The sequence below is a fragment of the Bradyrhizobium sp. SZCCHNS3052 genome (assembly GCF_032484495.1).
Lineage (GTDB): Bacteria > Pseudomonadota > Alphaproteobacteria > Rhizobiales > Xanthobacteraceae > Bradyrhizobium.
Window position 1 is genome coordinate 1 of record NZ_JAUETB010000022.1, and the last position, 17,029, is coordinate 17,029.

General features: G+C 67.4%; 17 protein-coding genes. 10 read left to right on the top strand and 7 right to left on the bottom strand.

The window, feature by feature from the left end:
• Positions 1–248 precede the first annotated feature (248 nt).
• Entirely contained in the window at positions 249–2,273 is a 2,025-nt protein-coding gene (locus QX073_RS33780) for a YgiQ family radical SAM protein (protein ID WP_316227064.1), read from the bottom strand.
• Positions 2,274–2,405: 132 nt separating this feature from the next.
• Positions 2,406–3,092: a hypothetical protein gene (locus QX073_RS33785; RefSeq protein WP_316227065.1), complete on the bottom strand. Its 687-nt coding sequence runs from the start codon at positions 3,090–3,092 to the stop codon at positions 2,406–2,408.
• A gap of 106 nt (positions 3,093–3,198) precedes the next feature.
• On the opposite strand from QX073_RS33785, the gene QX073_RS33790 reads away from it, so the two are divergent.
• The 4 genes from QX073_RS33790 (at position 3,199) to QX073_RS33805 (ending at position 6,319) form a co-directional block, all read left to right on the top strand.
• Entirely contained in the window at positions 3,199–3,891 is a 693-nt protein-coding gene (locus tag QX073_RS33790; RefSeq protein WP_316227066.1) for an HAD-IA family hydrolase, read from the top strand.
• A 146-nt stretch (positions 3,892–4,037) separates the two neighbouring features.
• Positions 4,038–4,502, top strand: coding sequence for a hypothetical protein (locus tag QX073_RS33795; RefSeq protein WP_316227067.1), 465 nt, complete (start codon positions 4,038–4,040; stop codon positions 4,500–4,502).
• Between the two features lie 132 nt (positions 4,503–4,634).
• Positions 4,635–5,465 carry a hypothetical protein gene (locus tag QX073_RS33800; protein WP_316227079.1) on the top strand — a complete coding sequence of 277 codons (831 nt, stop codon included), beginning with the start codon at positions 4,635–4,637 and terminating at the stop codon, positions 5,463–5,465.
• A gap of 23 nt (positions 5,466–5,488) precedes the next feature.
• Positions 5,489–6,319, top strand: a complete 831-nt coding sequence (locus QX073_RS33805; protein WP_316227068.1) for a type 1 glutamine amidotransferase — start codon at positions 5,489–5,491, stop codon at positions 6,317–6,319.
• A gap of 5 nt (positions 6,320–6,324) precedes the next feature.
• Here the strand turns inward: QX073_RS33805 and QX073_RS33810 are convergent, their stop codons facing one another.
• Both QX073_RS33810 and QX073_RS33815 read right to left on the bottom strand, forming a co-directional pair.
• Entirely contained in the window at positions 6,325–7,035 is a 711-nt protein-coding gene (locus QX073_RS33810; protein WP_315825887.1) for an LrgB family protein, read from the bottom strand.
• On the bottom strand, positions 7,010–7,429 hold the full coding sequence (locus tag QX073_RS33815) for a CidA/LrgA family protein (protein ID WP_316172726.1): 420 nt from the start codon (positions 7,427–7,429) through the stop codon (positions 7,010–7,012). The genes QX073_RS33810 and QX073_RS33815 overlap by 26 nt, the downstream gene beginning before the upstream one ends.
• Before the next feature lie 110 nt (positions 7,430–7,539).
• Between QX073_RS33815 and QX073_RS33820 the strand changes: the two genes are divergently transcribed.
• The 4 genes from QX073_RS33820 (at position 7,540) to QX073_RS33835 (ending at position 12,660) form a co-directional block, all read left to right on the top strand.
• The gene (locus QX073_RS33820; protein WP_316169581.1) at positions 7,540–8,421 is read left to right on the top strand and encodes a LysR family transcriptional regulator; all 882 of its coding nucleotides are present in this window, start codon (positions 7,540–7,542) and stop codon (positions 8,419–8,421) included.
• Between the two features lie 360 nt (positions 8,422–8,781).
• The gene (locus tag QX073_RS33825; protein ID WP_316227069.1) at positions 8,782–9,609 is read left to right on the top strand and encodes a class II glutamine amidotransferase; all 828 of its coding nucleotides are present in this window, start codon (positions 8,782–8,784) and stop codon (positions 9,607–9,609) included.
• A gap of 25 nt (positions 9,610–9,634) precedes the next feature.
• Positions 9,635–11,407, top strand: coding sequence for an N-acetylglutaminylglutamine amidotransferase (locus tag QX073_RS33830; RefSeq protein WP_316227070.1), 1,773 nt, complete (start codon positions 9,635–9,637; stop codon positions 11,405–11,407).
• Between the two features lie 20 nt (positions 11,408–11,427).
• Positions 11,428–12,660, top strand: coding sequence for a carboxylate-amine ligase (locus QX073_RS33835; RefSeq protein WP_316227071.1), 1,233 nt, complete (start codon positions 11,428–11,430; stop codon positions 12,658–12,660).
• A 7-nt stretch (positions 12,661–12,667) separates the two neighbouring features.
• On the opposite strand, the gene QX073_RS33840 is transcribed toward QX073_RS33835, so the two are convergent.
• From QX073_RS33840 to QX073_RS33850, 3 genes are all read right to left on the bottom strand, one after another.
• Entirely contained in the window at positions 12,668–13,873 is a 1,206-nt protein-coding gene (locus tag QX073_RS33840; RefSeq protein WP_316227072.1) for an amidohydrolase family protein, read from the bottom strand.
• Between the two features lie 112 nt (positions 13,874–13,985).
• Positions 13,986–14,618, bottom strand: coding sequence for an alpha/beta hydrolase (locus tag QX073_RS33845; RefSeq protein WP_315713677.1), 633 nt, complete (start codon positions 14,616–14,618; stop codon positions 13,986–13,988).
• Positions 14,615–15,553, bottom strand: coding sequence for a ring-cleaving dioxygenase (locus tag QX073_RS33850; protein ID WP_315713678.1), 939 nt, complete (start codon positions 15,551–15,553; stop codon positions 14,615–14,617). Before QX073_RS33850 ends, QX073_RS33845 begins: the two co-directional genes overlap by 4 nt.
• A gap of 131 nt (positions 15,554–15,684) precedes the next feature.
• Between QX073_RS33850 and QX073_RS33855 the strand changes: the two genes are divergently transcribed.
• Positions 15,685–16,590, top strand: coding sequence for a LysR family transcriptional regulator (locus QX073_RS33855; RefSeq protein WP_315713679.1), 906 nt, complete (start codon positions 15,685–15,687; stop codon positions 16,588–16,590).
• A gap of 81 nt (positions 16,591–16,671) precedes the next feature.
• The gene (gene uraH, locus QX073_RS33860) at positions 16,672–17,028 is read left to right on the top strand and encodes a hydroxyisourate hydrolase (protein WP_315713680.1); all 357 of its coding nucleotides are present in this window, start codon (positions 16,672–16,674) and stop codon (positions 17,026–17,028) included.
• Position 17,029: the final 1 nt, after the last annotated feature.

Consider the following 17,029-nt stretch of genomic DNA (forward strand, 5'->3'; position numbering starts at 1 on the left):
CGGCGTCTAGCGCCAAGGACCCAACGGCTTCCCGCCCACCATCATCATGGCAGACTTTCCAGACACAGGGACCCAACACCACCGGCGGATGTGTGAGGCACGCTGGTGGCTCAGGATGTACCCAACACGTCTCCCCGTGGTTATGGATCCCGGATCTTCGCGCGCGATGCGCGCTCGTCCGGGACGACGGGGGAGTGTGGGGTGCGGGCTTGCCCTTGACGCCGAGATCGGAGGTCGTCCAGCGCGGACTACTTCCTGATCCGCACACCCTTCGTCGTGAAACGCTGCGGTCGCTGCTCCGGGCGCACCGGCCGCCGTGTCGTTGCGGCCTTGCCGGTGCCGGGCGGCTGATGGGCCGGCACCAGTTGGTCCGGACGGGAGCCGATCAGGTCGGCGCGGCCCATCGCGCGTAGCGCATCGCGCAGCACCGGCCAGTTGTCCGGATCGTGATAGCGCAGGAATGCCTTGTGCAGCCTTCGCTGCTTGAGGCCCTTGATGGCCTCGACCTTGTCGCTGCCGCCGTGGCGCACGCCGCGCAGCGGGTTGACGCCGGTGTGGTACATCGCGGTCGCGGTGGCCATCGGCGACGGCAGGAAGGTCTGGACTTGATCCGCGCGGTAGCGGTTCTTCTTCAGCCACAGCGCGAGGTTCATCATGTCCTCGTCTGACGTGCCGGGATGCGCGGCGATGAAATAGGGGATCAGGTAGTACTTCTTGCCCGCCTGCTCCGCGGCCGCATCGAACATCTGCTTGAAGCGGTGATAGGTGCCGATGCCCGGCTTCATCATCTTGTCGAGCGGGCCGCGCTCGGTATGCTCCGGCGCGATCTTCAGATAGCCGCCGACGTGATGCGTGACCAGCTCCTTGATGTAGGCCGGGCTCTCGACCGCGAGGTCGTAGCGCACGCCGGAGGCGACCATCACGCGCTTGATGCCCTTGACCTCGCGCACCTTGCGATAGAGCCGGATGAGGTCGTCATGCGAGGTGTTGAGGTTCGGGCAGATCTCGGGAAACACGCAGGACGGCCGGCGGCACGCGGCCTCGACCTTGGGGTCCTTGCACGCCATCCGGTACATGTTGGCGGTCGGGCCGCCGATGTCGGAGATCACGCCGGTGAAGCCCGGCGTCTTGTCGCGGATGCGCTCGATCTCCTGCAGGATCGAGCCTTCCGAGCGGCTCTGGATGATGCGGCCCTCGTGCTCGGTGATCGAGCAGAAGGTGCAGCCGCCGAAGCAGCCGCGCATGATCGTCACCGAGAACTTGATCATGTCCCAGGCCGGGATCTTGGCGTCGCCATAGGACGGATGCGGCGCGCGGGCGTAAGGAAGATCGTAGACCGAGTCCATCTCCGCCATGGTCAGCGGGATCGGCGGCGGGTTGAGCCAGATGTCGCGGTCGCCATGACGCTGCACCAGGGGACGCGCATTGCCCGGATTGCTCTCCCGGTGCAGCACGCGCGAGGCGCGGGCATAGGCTTCCTTGTCCGCCTCGACCTGCTCACAGGACGGCAGCCGGATCACGACGTCGCCCTTCTCGCGCGCAGCGCCTTCGTCGGCGGAGTCGAGATTGTCGGCATGCAGCTCGACAAAGCCTTCGGGCACTTTCCGGAACAGCGCGGTGCCGCGCACCGACTGGATGTCCTTCGGCGCTTCGCCGCCGGCGATCCGATGCGCGACCTCGATCACCGCACGCTCGGCATTGCCGTAGATCAGGATGTCGGCCTTGGCGTCGGCCAGCACCGAGCGGCGCACCTTGTCGGACCAGTAGTCGTAATGCGCGATGCGGCGCAGCGACGCCTCGATGCCGCCGAGTACGACCGGCACGTCCTTGAACGCCTCGCGGCAGCGCTGCGCATAGACCAGCGTGCAGCGGTCCGGCCGCCTGCCGCCTTCGCCATTGGGCGTATAGGCGTCGTCGCTGCGGATGCGGCGATCGGCGGTGTAGCGGTTGACCATGGAATCCATGTTGCCGCCGGTGACGCCGAAGAACACGCGCGGTTTGCCGAGCGCCTTGAACGGCTCGGCGGAGTGCCAATCGGGCTGCGAGATGATGCCGACGCGAAAGCCCTGGGCCTCGAGCAGCCGGCCGATGATCGCCATGCCGAAGGAAGGATGGTCGACATAGGCGTCGCCGGTCACCAGCACGATGTCGCAGGCGTCCCAGCCGAGCGCGTCCATCTCCTTGCGGCTCATCGGAAGGAACGGCGCAGGCTTCAGGTCCGCGCGATGGCGCGGCCAGGAACTCAGCGGTGGGGCGGTGAGGGCGATGTTCATCGCCCACGCATAGAGCCGCAGCGCTGCGAGTTCAACCGAAGCCCCGGTCGCAGGCGAGGGCAGGTGGTCAATTTGTCCGGAATGGTTCCCGCGGCGTTGCGCGGGCGACCTGACGTCGCGGTTCCTGCCGTCTCAGTTGAGGTGATGCGACGCGCCGTTGCGGCGCTTGAGCCAGCCATGGCCGAAATAGGCCAGCAGCGCGGCTGCGGCAAGCATGATCCACATCGAGGGCATCTTCGAGCGCGGGCTGCCGCCGGCCTCGCCGACCGTGACGGGGGCCATGCCGGGCTCGGTCATCGACACCAGCCGCAGGCCGGCGGCGTCGGTCGCGCGCCGCATGTCGGCGATGGCGGAGTGGGGCAGCGGGTCGGCGGCGAACAGCCGACCTGTCGCCGGCGCGTCGGACGCGGCGAGGTCGCTCGGCGGCGGCTCCATCGAAGACTGCGCGGCCTGGGTGCCGGAGGGCAGCTGCGCAAAGGAGTTCAGGTTCGCCGGCCGATGCGGCTTCGGTCCGTGCTGCGCCATCCGGTCCGGCTTCTCGGCCTTGTCCATCTTCTTCGGCGTCATGCTCTGCGGCACCGCGACCCGCACCTGCGGCCGCGAATAGGACGCGGGCTGGGTGACGGCCAGCATGCGGTCGGACCAGGCCATATAGGCCTTGCAGAGATCGTTGCAGTACTGGCCGTTGACCATGTCGCCGTTGGCGGAGCCGGCCTGCGCGGCGCCGGGCGCGGCAATGCAGATGACGGAGACCAGCGCGGCGGCCGCTCCGAGCCTCGACGATGTCAAAACAGGCAATGCGCTCAACTGGCCGATCATCGCAATTTCCCCCGTCGCGGTTTCACGCCGTTTGAGGAATAACGACAGCTGGTCTGGTCGAGAGTTGGATCAGATCGCGTCAACATCCGGATGAGTTGAGGTCAATTTGCTGATGCGAGGCGTTATCAATAAAGGGCGGGCTTTGCTGTTCGACATCGACGGCACGCTCGCTGATACCGATGCGCTGCATCTGCAGGCCTTCAACGCGGTGTTCGGGCCATATGGTCATGTGTTCGACCGCGCGCGGGCGGCACGCGAACTGCTCGGCCGATCCAATTTGTCGATCTCCGCCCAATTTCTGCCCGATCAGCCGCCCGAGCGGCGCGCGGCGGTCATGGCGCAGAAGGAGGAGGTGTTTCGCAGCCTCGCCGCCGGCGCGGTGCAGCCGCTGCCGGGCCTGATGGCGCTGCTCGATCGGGCCGCGGCGGCGGCGATTCCAGTGGTGGCCGTGACCAACGCGCCGCGGGCCAATGCCGAGCTGATCCTGCACGGGCTCGGCCTGATGGACCGGTTTCGCGCCGTGGTCATCGGCGACGAGCTGCCGCACGGCAAGCCGCACCCGCTGCCCTATCTGGAAGGCCTGCGCGCGATCGATGCCGTGCCGGAACGGTCGGTCGCCTTCGAGGATTCCCGCGCCGGCATCGCGGCGGCGACGGCGGCCGGCATCGCCACCGTCGGCATGCGCACCAATCTCGGTCACGACGAGCTGATCGCGGCGGGCGCGGCGCTGACCGCGGCGGCGTTCGACGACGCCGACGTGCTGGATCTGGTGATGGCGCGGCTGGGAGGGAGATTGTGAGCGACGCGTCGCCATCCGGCGACAATGCCGCCGGCGGAGCTGACATGTCGCTGACATCGGGCAACAGCTTGCGGTCACCGCGCTTGCGCCATGGTGTCGATGAACGCGGCCGCCGGGTTGGCCGTGACGAGATCAAGGTGAGACGCATGCGCAAGTTGTTGATCGCGGCCGGCCCCTCGGAACAGCCGTTCCGGCTGATGTTGCAGGTCGATGACGAGGGATCAGCATCCAATCAGCGCGGCCGTCGCGCCAGCGGAGCCGGGCGAGCCAAGCGCGCCGATGGCCGCGCCAAGCGTTCGGCCCGGCCGTTTCGCTGGGCGCAGCCGTCGCGCGCGATGGCCGCCATCCTTCGCGGCTTGCGGGCGACGCTGCTGGCGTTCTCTCCCGTGGAGATCCGGAGCGATGTGAGCGTACGCCAGGAGGCCTTGCGGGACATGTCGCCGGTTGTGCCGCGGCTCCGCGCCGTCGGCGGCTGCGGAGGAACGCGCGAGGCCGCCGCCGTGCCGGCCGGCGCGCTCAATGCGATGGTCTGCGCTGCGGCCACGCCGCGCCATCACGTCCGGTCGATGGAGACGCCGCGTGCCCAGCGCCGGCGGCTGCGCGCCTACTGATCGCATCACCGCATGGGTGCCCCTGCATGCACCGTCCGTCGCAACTTGCTTGTCCGCAGCCCGATGCCGTGATTGAAACGGACGGTGCGCGCCAGGCTCGCTGTGCTCGCCTCGCAGAAGGACGGATCGATCATGTTCGTGGCGCGTGTCCTGCCGATGGCCGCCGCCTTTCTCTGCGCGACCGCCGCCCTCGCGGCCGACAAGCCCGGCGAGACCAGGGGGACGGTGCTGGAGCCGTCGCCGGCCAATCTTGCGCTGACCTGGAGCCGGGCCAACCTGGTGTTGCCGGCGACACTCGCCGGCGGGCGGCGCTGGGAGGGCCGTGCGGAGGACGCGCCCGACGTGATCGGGATCGCGCCGCTCGTGATCGTGATGCACGGGTCGAGCGGCGTCGCGCCGGCGGTGAAGGAGTTCCAGGCCTGGCTCGCCGACGAGCTCGGAGTGGCATCGGTGGCGCCCGACAGCCTCGCGATTCCCGACCGGCTGACCTACACCTCGCCGGTCGACGTCGCGACCTATGAGCACGTCCACGCCTTGCGGCTGGCCGAGCTGGAGAACGCGCTGAAGGCGTCGCGCGACTGGAGCTGGGTCGACCGGCTGCGGATCGTGCTGGCGGGCACCAGCGAGGGTGCGGTGGCGGTCGGCCGCTACGCCGGCAAGGACGTGGCGGCGCGGCTGATCTATTCGTGGTCGTGCGAGGACAACTACTTCGTCACCGCGCCCGGGCTCGGCATCGGCCCGACCGAGCCGGTGCTGAACGCGATTTCGGCGCGCGATCCCTATTTCTCGGCCGCCAATCCCTGGAACAAGGACCGCGCCGTCACCGGCTCCTGCGCCGCCGCGCTCAAGGACGATGCGAAGGCGGAGGTGATGGTGATCGATGCCGACGTCCATACGATCCTGAACCGGCCGGAGGTGCACGAGCGGAGCGCGCGATTCCTGCGCGGCGTGTTGGATCCGTGATCGGGCGGGCGGAGGATCGACGAGTGCTGAGACTGCTCGTGCTCGAAGGCAACTCGCTGGACGGCCGACGCCGCTGGGCCGAGGTCGCAGGCGCCACGCCGTCGGAGAGCTACGCGGCCGTGCTGCGCGCGCTCGCGCCGGACGCGGCGATCGACATCGCCACGCCCGCCGATGCCGATGCGCGCCTGCCGCAGCCGATCGAGGCCTATCAGGGCATCGTCATCACCGGATCGACGCTCAATATCTATCAGCGCGAGCCGGAATCCCTGCGTCAGATCGAGCTGGTGCGCGCGGTCTTCACGCAGGGCGTGCCGATGTTCGGCTCATGCTGGGGACTTCAGCTCGCCAGCGTCGCGGCCGGCGGCGAGGTGTCGCTCAATCCGGCCGGCCGCGAGGTCGGCTTCGCGCGCAAGATCGCGCTGACGGAGGCGGGCCGCGATCATCCGATGCATGCGGCGCGGGGCGCCGTGTTCGATGCCCCGGCGATCCATAGCGACATCGTCACCCGGCTGCCGCCGGATGCGACGGTCACCGCACGCAACGCGATGAGCGAGGTGCAGGCCGCGGAGATCCGCAGCGGCCGCGGCCGGTTCTGGGGCGTGCAGTATCATCCCGAATTCAGCCTGCAGGACGTCGCCTGGGTGCTCCGCCGCATCGGCCAGCCGCTGGTCGAGGAGGGCTTCTTCGCCGCTCCGGCGGAGCTCGAGCGCTACGCCGCCGATCTCGCGATCCTGCACCACGACCGTGCCCGGCGCGACATTCTGTGGCGGCTGGGGCTCGACCAGGACGTGGCGAATGACGGGATGCGGCAGACAGAGATCAGCAACTGGATCGCCTCGCTCGCACGGGGCTGAGCGCGCTACCGCATGAACTGAATGATGAGCGGCGCCAGCGCCACGTTCATCAGCCCGACCAGCACCATCACGAGGCCGGCGACCGCGCCCTCCTCGCGACCGATCTGGTTGGCGCGCGCGGTGCCCGCGCCGTGCGCGCCGACTCCGAACAGCGCGCCCTTGGCCAGCGTCGAGCGCAGCGGCAGCCGCGCGAGCACGAGGTCACCGACGGCGGCTCCGATGATGCCGGTGAGCACGACGAACACGGCGGTGAGATCGGGGATGCCGCCGATCTCGCCGGAGACTTCCATCGCGAACGGCGTGCTGATCGAGCGCGGCAACAGGCTCAGACGCAGCTCGCCATCGATGCCGAGGACATAGGCGAGTGCCCAACTGGTCGCCACCGCGGTGAGGCTCCCCGCGACCATGCCGGCCAGCAGCAGCGGCCAGCGGCGGCGGATCAGCGCCCGCTGCTCGTAGATCGGCACGGCGAAGGCGACGGTGGCCGGGCCGAGCAGCGCCACCAGCCAATGCGTGCCGCGGATGTAGTCGCGATAGGAGACGTTGAGCGCGAGCGCTGCGATCATCAGCAGTGCTGGCGCCACCGCGAGCGGCATCAGCCACCAGCGCGGCCAGCGCCGGTGCATGCGCTTGGCGAGCACATAGAGCAGGATCGTCGCGAGCGACCAGACAGCTGCCTGGATCAGCGGCTCACGCCACAGCGCGGCGAGGGTCATGACGCTCGGTCCAACGGTAGCAGAGGTCGATCGTGAGCGCGGTCACGCACATCACGGCGGTGGTGCTGACGACGATCAAGGCAAAGATCTTCAGGCCAAGCAGGCCGAACAGTTCGCGATGGTCGAGCAGCGCCAGCACCGCCGGCACGAAGAACAGCAGCATCTCGGCGAGCATCCAGTTCGCGCCGCGCTTCATGCTGGCGACCTTCAGCCCGCCGGCCAGGAACAGGGCGAGCGCGAGTGCCATTCCGATGATGCCGCCGGGCAATGGCAGGCCGGTCGTCCGGGCCAGCGCCTCGCCGACAGCCCAGAACAGGCCGAGCAGGCCGATCTGCACCAGTCGGTTGCGGCGGAGCAGGCGATGGACCCCAATGGAAATGTTGCGATGCATCATGCGACGCGTCCGAGAAGTGATTGCGCCTTCAAGGTATGTCGCATCGCAGCATGTAGAAAGCGAATTGATTGAATGATAATAAGTCCAACATGGAATACTAAGGCACGATTATGGAACTCCGTACCCTCAGGACCTTCGTCGAGGTCGTCCGGCAAGGCGGCTTCTCCCAGGCCGCCAAGGTGGTGTTTGCGACCCAGTCGACCGTGAGCAAGGCCGTCAAGCAGCTCGAGGACGAGCTCGGATTGCCGCTCTTGGACCGGCTCGGCCACAAGAGCCGCATGACAGCGGCTGGCGAGATCGTCTATCGCCGTGCGATCAGGCTGCTGACGGAGCGCGATGATCTGCAGGCGGAGCTCGCCGAGCTGCGCGGCTTGAAGCGCGGCGTGCTGCGCCTTGGCCTGCCGCCGATCGGATCGAGCACGCTGTTCGCGCCGTTGTTCGCGCTCTACCGCCAGCTTCATCCGGAGATCGAGATCCGGCTGGTGGAGCACGGCAGCGACCGGCTCAGCGAATTGCTGGCTGCAGGCGACATCGATTTTGCCGGCCTGCTGCCGCCGATCGCCGATGAGTTTGCCGCGCAGATCGTGCGCCGCGAGCCGCTGATGGCGCTCGTTTCTGTCGAGCATCCGCTGGCCCGCCGCGAGACGATCACGCTCGCCGAGCTGCGCGACACGCCGTTCGTGCTGTTCGAGGCCGGCTTCGCGCTCAACCGCATCCTCCGCGAGGCCTGCCGCCGCAACGGCTTCGAGCCGGTTGTGGCCGCGCGCAGCACGCAGATCGATTTCATTGCCGAACTCGCCGGCGCCGGTCTCGGGGTTGCCTTTCTGCCGCGCATGATTGCGACCCAGCGCACGCAGGTGCCGATCAGTCTCGTGCTGCTCGACGAGCCCGGCACCGAATGGACGCTGGCGATGGCCTGGCGTCGTGGCGCCTATCTCTCGCCGGCCGCGGCGGCGTGGCTCCGGCTGGTGCGTGAGCGCGGCGAGGCGTGAACATGAGTGCGACGATGGCGCTTCATCTGTAAGGGACGTGCGGCGAGACGGTCGGTGTCGCCATGGCGATTGGCGAGGACCTGAGCTCTACGCACAACTCGCAACGATCGAACACCTGTCGCAACGCCGCGAAAGCGCGAGCCCGGAGAGGCGACCTCGGACGTGCGGATGGGAACGGCAGGAGCTGACGACGATTGCCTCTGCGCGCTGTCTCGTTGATCTGCGCTCCCACAGGCTGACGTCCCGTGCGTGCCTGAGTGCGCGGGAACCAGGGGTGCTTTGACGCGTTTCCGCCTGCTCCGAAAGAACGTGACTCGCGCAGGCGTGCCGCGAGCCCATTGATTGAACCGGAGGGGCAGGATGTGCCGCTGGATCGCGTATCGCGGTGAGACGACCGCCTTCGAGCACTATGTGACCGAGCCGGAACATTCCCTGGTGACGCAGAGCATCCGCGCGCTGGAATCCACCGCAGGCACAAATGGCGATGGCTTCGGTCTGGGTTGGTATGGGGACCATCCTGAGCCCGGCCTGTATCGCGAGACGCGCCCGGCGTGGTCCGATGAGAACCTCCGCTATCTCTGCCGACACCTGCATTCACATCTGTTCTTCGCGCATGTGCGCGCCGCGACCGGCACGGCCGTGACCCGTCAGAACTGCCATCCGTTTGCCTGCGGCCGCTGGCTGTTCATGCACAACGGCTTCGTCGGTAGCTGGAACAGGCTGCGCCGCAAGGTCGAGGCAATGATCCCGGACGCGCTGTATCCATCGCGGCTCGGCACCACCGATTCCGAAGCCGTGTTCCTCGCCATCGTCGGCGCCGGCATCGATCAGGATCCGATCGGTGCGACATCGAACGTGCTGCGCGCGCTCCGCCAGCTAGTCAACGAGGACGGTCTGCGTGAGCACCTGCGCTTCACGTCCGCCCTGTCGAACGGCCACGATCTCTACGCATTTCGCTTCGCTGCGAATGATCGCGCCAACTCGCTTTACTACCGGGAAGATGGTGATCAGGCCATCGCCGTCTCCGAGCCTTTTGACAAGGAGCCGGACTGGATCGAGGTTCCGCCCGATCACGTGCTGGTCGCGCGCGCGTCCAGACCCGCCGAAATCGTTCCGCTATTTGCCACGGACTCTGCCGGTTTCATCGCGGAACGCAAACGATCACAGAGGGTTGTCGGCGGCACATAACACAACAGAAACTGGATGATCCGCGATGTGCGGCATTTGTGGTGAAGTTAGGACTTCCGGACAGCCCGCGCTCGCGGCGCTCGGCCGAGTCAACGATGCAATGCAGGCGCGCGGTCCCGACGCCGCCGGCCTCTACGTGCAGGGCGGAATCGCGCTCGGCCACCGTCGTCTCCGCATTCTCGATCTATCAGCCGCCGCGCAGCAGCCGATGATCGATGCCGCGCTCGGCCTCGGCATCGTGTTCAATGGGTGCGTCTATAATTTCCGCGAGCTGCGCGCCGAGTTGCAGGCGAAGGGCTATCGCTTCTTCTCCGACGGCGATACCGAGGTGATCCTCAAGGCCTATCATGCCTGGGGCAAGACCTGCGTTCAGCGCTTCAAGGGCATGTTCGCCTTCGCGCTGTGGGAGCGCGACAGCGGACGCGTCGTGATCGCGCGCGACCGTCTCGGCATCAAGCCGCTGTACTACACCGAGGGGCCAGGCTTCCTCCGCTTTGCCTCGTCCCTGCCGGCGCTGCTCGCCGGTGGTGATGTCGACACCTCGATCGACCGAACGGCGCTGCATCATTTCTTCAGTTTTCACGCCGCCGTTCCGGCGCCGCGTACGATCCTCAATGGCGTGAAGAAGCTCGAGCCGGCGACGTTGCTGACGATCGAGCCCGATGGAACGCAGCGCCGCGAAAGGTACTGGCAGTTCAGCGTCGGCGCGTCGCGCTCCACCGATCGCGCCATGAGCCAGGAAGAATGGTCGGATGCATTGCTGGACGCGATGACATCGGCGGTGGACCGTCGCCGCGTCGCCGACGTGCCCGTCGGTGTGCTGTTGTCGGGCGGGCTGGATTCGTCGCTGCTGGTCGCGCTGCTGTCCAAGCTGGGACACGAGGACATCCGCACCTTCTCGATCGGCTTTGACGCTGTGGGCAAGCACGCCGGCGATGAATTCCACTACTCCGACATCATTGCACGGACGTTCGGCACCAACCACGAGCAGATCAGGATAGGCGGCAACCGCGCGCTCGACGCCTTGCCCCATGCCATCGCGGCCATGTCCGAGCCGATGGTCAGCCACGACGCGGTCGCATTCTATCTCCTGTCGTCCGAGGTCGCCAAGCGTGTCAAGGTGGTGCAGAGCGGGCAGGGTGCGGACGAGGTGTTCGGCGGGTACAGCTGGTATCCGGGCTTTCTCTCGGCCAACGATCCCGTTCAGCAATATCAGAATGTCTATTTCGACTGGACGCATTCGGATCTGCAGCGGCTGCTGGCGCCGGAGTGGCTCGGCGGCGACGAGAGCCTGGCATTCGTGGAGCGCTTCTTCGCAGCTCACGCTGGCGCTTCGGCGGTGGACAAGGCTCTGCAGATCGACACCGAGATCATGCTGGTCGACGATCCCGTGAAGCGGGTCGACAACATGACGATGGCGTTCGGGCTGGAGGCCCGCGTGCCGTTCCTCGATCACGACGTGGTGGAGCTCGCCGCGCGCATCCCCGCCGAGCTGAAGGTGAAGAGCGGCGGCAAGCACATTCTCAAGGAGGCGGCACGCCGCTGCGTGCCGGCGGAGGTGATCGACCGTCCCAAGGGATACTTCCCGGTGCCGTCGCTGCGCTATCTGCGCGGCCCGTTCCTCGACTATGTCCGGGACGTTCTCAACGACGAGAAGGCGCGCGCACGCGGCCTCTACCAGCGCGACCTTATCGACCACATGTTGCAAAACCCCGAAGCCGAGATGAGCCCGAAGGGACATTCGCGGCTGTGGCAGGCGGCCCTGCTCGAGGCATGGCTGCAGACTCACGGCATTTGACGTCTGACAGGATTGATCACATGGGATTGGATCCACGCATCTTGGAGAAGCTGCGGCTCGGCCTGAGCGATGACGAGCGTCGTCTGGTGATCCGCTCGGCCACCGGCAGCGAGGAAGTCACGGAATATTCGTTCGGCATCGAGGAGGAGTACTTTCTCGTCGATGCGCGGACGCGCGATGTCGCGATCCGCACGCCGGACGATCTGTTCGAGGCCGCCAACTGGTCGACCGGCGGACAGGCCATGCGCGAGATGCTGCAGGCGCAGCTCGAGGTCGCCACCAACGTGCATGTCGATGTCGGCGATGCGCGCGAGGAGCTGAAATTCCTGCGGCGTGAGGTTGCCAGCGTGGCGAGTCAGTATGGCCTGACCATCCTGGCCTGCTCCACGCATCCGACCGCGACGTGGCGCAGCTCACAGCCGAGCCCCAAGCCGCGCTACGCGGAGATGATGGAGGACCTCCGCATCGTCGGCCAGCGCAACATGCTGTGCGGCATGCACGTGCATGTCCAGTTGCCGGACCCGGACCTGCGCTTCGCGGTGATGCGGGCGATGCTCCCTTACATCCCGGTGTTCGTCGCGCTGTCTGCGTCCTCGCCGTTCTGGAATTCCCGCGAGACCGGCCTGAAGGGCTATCGGCTCGCCGCCTATGACGAGCTGCCGCGCAGCGGCCTGCCCGAGCTTTTCACCTCGAAGCAGCAATATGATCGCTATGTCGCGGCGCTGACGAAGTCCGGCGTGATGCCGGACGAGAGCCATGTCTGGTGGGCGATGCGGCCGTCGCTGCGGCATCCGACCTTGGAGTTGCGTGCGCCCGACGTCTGCACGTCGGTGGATGACGCCGTGGCGATTGCCTCGCTCTATCGCGCTTTGGCACGCTACCTCTATCTCAATCCCGATCTTGCGGAGAGCGTCGGCAATGTCGAGCGCGCGATCGCGGTCGAGAACAAGTGGCGGGCGCAGCGCTATGGCACCGACTGTCTGTTCGTGACCGAGGACGGTCCCGTGACGGGCCAGGAGATCCTCAACCGCATGATCGCGGATGTCGCACCGCATGCGGAGGCTCTGGGATGTCTCGCCGAGGTCGAGCACTGCCGCATCATCATGCAGTTCGGCAGCTCGGCCGACTATCAGCTGCAGGCCTATCGCGAGTCCGGCGGACAGTTGTCGGCCGTGACGCGCTGGATCGAGGCCGCGACGGTGTCGCGCGCCGAGCCGCCCCGCTCACAGGCACCGGTCGAGCCGGCACAATGACGCGGGCCTAGGTCGGCTGCCTGATCACACGGCCGTCGCGCGCAATGAGGCGGCCGTCCTTGTAGACTGAGCGGCCCTTTGGCACGGCGACGACGGCCTCCGGCACGTGCTCGGCATCGAGGGTGACGAAGTCGGCCCGCGCGCCGACGCGCAGGCCGTAGTCCGCAAGCCTCAAGGCCTTGGCGCCGGCCTCGGTGACGAGGTCAAAGGCCATCCGCAACTCGTCATCGACATAGAAGCCGGAGCGATAGCCGACCATCATGGCGCGGTTCAACAGATCGCCGTCGCCATAGGGCCACCAGGAATCGCGGATGTTGTCGTTGCCGCTGAACACGGTGACCCCCGCCGCGCGCAGCACCGCCACCGGCGGGAAGGGCCGCGCGCCCGGAGCGTTGGTCATGATGGCGACGCCAGACGCCGCCAGGACGTCGGCAATCTTCTTCAGCGGGTCAGCAGGCAGGTCGCCGAGCGCGTAGGCGTGGCTGACCGCGACGCGCCCTTGCATGCCGAGGGCGCGCGTGCGCGCCGCGATCTGCTCCAGCTCGAACAGGCCGAGCATGCCCGGATCGTGCAGATGGATATCGACATCGACGCCGTGCTTGTGGGCTGTGCCGAACACGACGTCGAGATGCCTTTCGACGTCGCGGTCGAAGCTCGCGGGGTCGAGCCCGCCGACGAGGTTGGCGCCGAGCCGGATGGCCTCGTCGAGCAGCTCGGGCGTGCCCGGGCTCTTGAGGATGCCGCTCTGCGGAAAGGCGACGAGCTGGATCTCGATCAGCTCGCGATACTCGTCGCGGACGCGCAGGATCGTTTCCAGCGATGTGAGGCCGACGGAGCCGTCGACCATCACATGGCTGCGCATCCGCGTGGTGCCGTGGCCGATGCAGAGATCGAGCTGGTTGCGGGCGCGCACGTCCATCGGCGCCGCCGCCGCCATGTTCTGCGCCTGGAACGTGACGCGCTCATGCACGTCGAAGCCGTTGGTGCACGGCTTGTGCGGCTTCCAGGCATCGCCGTAGAAGCTGGTGTCGAGATGGATGTGGCCCTCGACCAAGCCTGGCACGAGCAGCGCGCCGCCGAGATCAATCACCTCGCACGCCTCGGGGCGCTCGGTCTCAGCGAGAACACCGCTGATGCGGCCGCCGTCGACCGTGATCGCATGGCGCGCGCCATGGTCGAGCCGCGCATTGATGAACAGCTTGTCGACGGCCATGCACGATCCTTCCCATCCATCCGCCAGCATCGGAGCCGCCGGAGGGGCGGTCCGATGCTGGTGCCGATGAGACCACATTCTTGGCCAGGAGCCGCGACAGCCGCAAGCGTCTTCAGGCGGCGATCGCCTGCGGCAGTCCGGCGAGCCAGTCGCGCGCCAACGTCACATCCGCCTGCGACAATTGGTGCCCCGCCGGAAGCGTCGTGTGGGTCACGTCGGCGCCGGCCTCGGTGAGCTGCGTGCACAGCTTCGCCGAATTGCTGGCGGGCACGATCGGATCAGCGAGCCCCGACAGCATCAGCACCGGCCGGCGCGCGAGCGTGGCGGCCGGAGGATGCGCCAGCGGCACCATGGCGCGGAACAGCACTGCACCGGTCAGCGCTTCCGGCTGCAGCAGCAGCAGCGCGGCGGCGATGTTGGCGCCGTTGGAGTAGCCGACCGCGACCGGCGCTCCGATCCCGTAGTGCTGACGCGCCTCGCCGACGAAGGCGCCGAGCTCCAGCGCGCGCCGGCGGACGTCGTCCTCGTCGAACACGCCCTCGGCAAGCCGGCGGAAGAAGCGCGGCATGCCATGCTCGAGCACCTGGCCGCGCGGCGACAGCAGGGCGGCGCCGGGCGACAGCGTGGCGCCGAGCGGCAGCAGATCGTTCTCGTCGCCGCCGGTGCCGTGCAGGAGCAGCAGTGGAGCTGCTCCCGCCGTGTGTCCGGGCTGGAAGCGGTGGGTGAAGGACAATGCCACGGTCATGATGCGGCCTCTTCGAGGTTGGGCAGCACGCCTTCGATCTGCTTGCGGTGCGATTCGAGGAAAGCGGGCAGCTTCAGGTTTCGTCCGAGCTCGGCGACCGGCTCGTCGACCGCGAAGCCCGGGATATCGGTCGCGATCTCGAACAGCACCCCGCCAGGCTCACGGAAGTAGATCGAGCGGAAGTAGTTGCGGTCCTTCTGCTCGGTCGGATGCAGGCCGTGGCGATCGACCAGCCGCTGCGCCATCACGCCCTGTGCGGCGTCATCGGCGGCGCGGAAGGCGATGTGATGCACCGACCCGGCGCCCTGCGCGCCGCGCAGGAAGCCCTTGGCCTCGTAGATGTCGACCACGCTGCCCTGCGCGTCGCCCGGCGCCTTGAAGCGGATGACCGAGCCTTCGCAGCCTTGCTCTGCAAAGCCGAACACATCGGTGAGGACGGCGGCGGTCTTCTCGGCGGAGTCGAGCAGCAGGGTCACGCCGTGGAAGCCGCGGATCGCGTGCTCGGCCGGAATGTCGCCATTGCTGTAGCCGGGCTCGTTCTCCGCGCCGGGGACACCGACCAGCGCGAGCGCCATGCCGTCCGGATCGGCGAACGGCAGCACGGATTCACCGAAGCGCTTCTCCAGCGCCTCATAGGCGATGCCCTTCTCGGTCAGGCGCTGCGTCCAGTAGCCAAGGGAGCGCTGCGGCACCCGGAACGCGGTCTGGTGGGTCTCGCCGACGCCGCGGCGGCCCGGCCGCACGCCGGCCCAGGGGAAGAAGGTCAGGATGGTGCCGGGGCGGCCGGTCTCATCGCCGTAGTAGAAATGATAGGTGCCGGGATCGTCGAAATTGACCGTCTTCTTGACGAAGCGCAGCCCGAGGTCGCGGGTGTAGAAGCCGAAATTGCGGATCGGATCGCCGGCAATCGCAGTCACGTGGTGCAGTCCGGGCATGTGGGTCTCCTGTCGATGGGCCCCCGAAAGGACCGTTGAATTCCTGGGCACAATATTGGCCGGCTTTGATTTGGAGACAATCCGTGCTCTTGTGACGTCTCTGTCTACGATTTGGCGACAATGGCGGGCCTATGGACAAGCTGAGCAGCCTGCGGGCCTTCGTGAAGGTGGTCGAGAGCGGCAGCTTCGCCGAGGCCGGCCGGCAGTTGCGGCTGTCGCGCTCGGCGATCTCGAAATATATCGGCGAGCTGGAGGCGAGCCTCGGCGTCCAGCTGATCGTCCGTACCACCCGCCATGCCAGCCCGACCGAGACCGGACAGCTCTATTTCGAGCGCGCAGTCTCGATTCTCGCCGAGCTCGACGCCGCCGATCAGGCCGTCAGCCAGTCGCAGGCCGCGCCGCGCGGGCTCTTGCGCGTCAACGCGCCGATGTCGTTCGGCACCATGCGGCTCGGTCCCGTCGTCGCCGATTTCATGGCCCGCTATCCCGAGCTGCAGTTGCAGATCGTGCTGAGCGACGACCTGCTCGATCCGGTCCAGGACGGTTTCGATGTGACCTTGCGGATCGCCGAGCTGGAATCGTCGAGCCTGGTGGCGCGGCGGATCATGCCGGTGGAGCGCGTGATCTGCGCCGCGCCGGCCTATCTCGCGCGGCACGGCACGCCTGGCAGCCCGGAGGAGCTGCGTCGTCACACCTCTCTCACCTACGGTTTCCTGCTGACCGGCAATCAGTGGAAGCTCACCGGCCGCGACGGCGACCACTGGGTCCAGCCGGCGTGGTCGTTGTGCGTCAACAATGCCGAGGTGCTGCGCGACGTCGCCATCAGGGGACAGGGCATTGCGCTGATCCCGCGCTTCATTGCGGCGGACGCGCTCGAGAGCGGCGCGCTGACCGCGATCCTCGCCGATTACGCCGCGCCGCCGCTCGCGCTGTATGCGATCTATCCGCCGACGCGGCACCTCTCGGTGAAGGTGCGGCTGTTCATCGACTTCCTGGTCGAGCGCTTCGGCAAGGAGCGCGACGTGACCAGCCCGTAGGCTGAGACTGAACTGCAAATCGCCTCGAACCTTTAACCTGGCGCTGATAGTGTTCCGAACCGGCAGCAGAGGGAACGATGCATGGGGCGGCTGAGCACGCATATTCTGGATACGGTCAGGGGCAAGCCCGCGGCCGGCGTCGCGATCGATCTCGATGTCCTCGAGCCGGACGGCTCCTGGCGCCGCGTCAAGCAGGTCCGGAGCAATGCCGACGGGCGCACCGACCAGCCGGTGCTGGCGGCCGATGACTTCACCACCGGCACCTACATGCTGACCTTCCATATGGGAGCTTATTTCAAGGCCCATGGCCTCGCCTCTGAAGACCCGCTGTTTCTGGACTTGATCCCGCTCCGCTTTTCCGTCGCCGACGCCGGCGCGCACTATCATGTGCCGCTGCTCGCGACGCCCTGGAGCTACCAGACCTATCGCGGGAGCTGAT

What these genes read in the sequence shown, in the direction of transcription:
- QX073_RS33780 (WP_316227064.1), bottom strand. Translation starts at nt 2,273, where the DNA reads ATGAACATCGCCCTCACCGCCCCACCGCTGAGTTCCTGGCCGCGCCAT.
- QX073_RS33785 (WP_316227065.1), bottom strand. Translation starts at nt 3,092, where the DNA reads ATGATCGGCCAGTTGAGCGCATTGCCTGTTTTGACATCGTCGAGGCTC.
- QX073_RS33795 (WP_316227067.1), top strand. Translation starts at nt 4,038, where the DNA reads ATGCGCAAGTTGTTGATCGCGGCCGGCCCCTCGGAACAGCCGTTCCGG.
- QX073_RS33800 (WP_316227079.1), top strand. Translation starts at nt 4,635, where the DNA reads ATGTTCGTGGCGCGTGTCCTGCCGATGGCCGCCGCCTTTCTCTGCGCG.
- QX073_RS33810 (WP_315825887.1), bottom strand. Translation starts at nt 7,035, where the DNA reads ATGACCCTCGCCGCGCTGTGGCGTGAGCCGCTGATCCAGGCAGCTGTC.
- QX073_RS33815 (WP_316172726.1), bottom strand. Translation starts at nt 7,429, where the DNA reads ATGATGCATCGCAACATTTCCATTGGGGTCCATCGCCTGCTCCGCCGC.
- QX073_RS33820 (WP_316169581.1), top strand. Translation starts at nt 7,540, where the DNA reads ATGGAACTCCGTACCCTCAGGACCTTCGTCGAGGTCGTCCGGCAAGGC.
- QX073_RS33825 (WP_316227069.1), top strand. Translation starts at nt 8,782, where the DNA reads ATGTGCCGCTGGATCGCGTATCGCGGTGAGACGACCGCCTTCGAGCAC.
- QX073_RS33830 (WP_316227070.1), top strand. Translation starts at nt 9,635, where the DNA reads ATGTGCGGCATTTGTGGTGAAGTTAGGACTTCCGGACAGCCCGCGCTC.
- QX073_RS33835 (WP_316227071.1), top strand. Translation starts at nt 11,428, where the DNA reads ATGGGATTGGATCCACGCATCTTGGAGAAGCTGCGGCTCGGCCTGAGC.
- QX073_RS33840 (WP_316227072.1), bottom strand. Translation starts at nt 13,873, where the DNA reads ATGGCCGTCGACAAGCTGTTCATCAATGCGCGGCTCGACCATGGCGCG.
- QX073_RS33845 (WP_315713677.1), bottom strand. Translation starts at nt 14,618, where the DNA reads ATGACCGTGGCATTGTCCTTCACCCACCGCTTCCAGCCCGGACACACG.
- QX073_RS33850 (WP_315713678.1), bottom strand. Translation starts at nt 15,553, where the DNA reads ATGCCCGGACTGCACCACGTGACTGCGATTGCCGGCGATCCGATCCGC.
- QX073_RS33855 (WP_315713679.1), top strand. Translation starts at nt 15,685, where the DNA reads ATGGACAAGCTGAGCAGCCTGCGGGCCTTCGTGAAGGTGGTCGAGAGC.
- uraH (WP_315713680.1), top strand. Translation starts at nt 16,672, where the DNA reads ATGGGGCGGCTGAGCACGCATATTCTGGATACGGTCAGGGGCAAGCCC.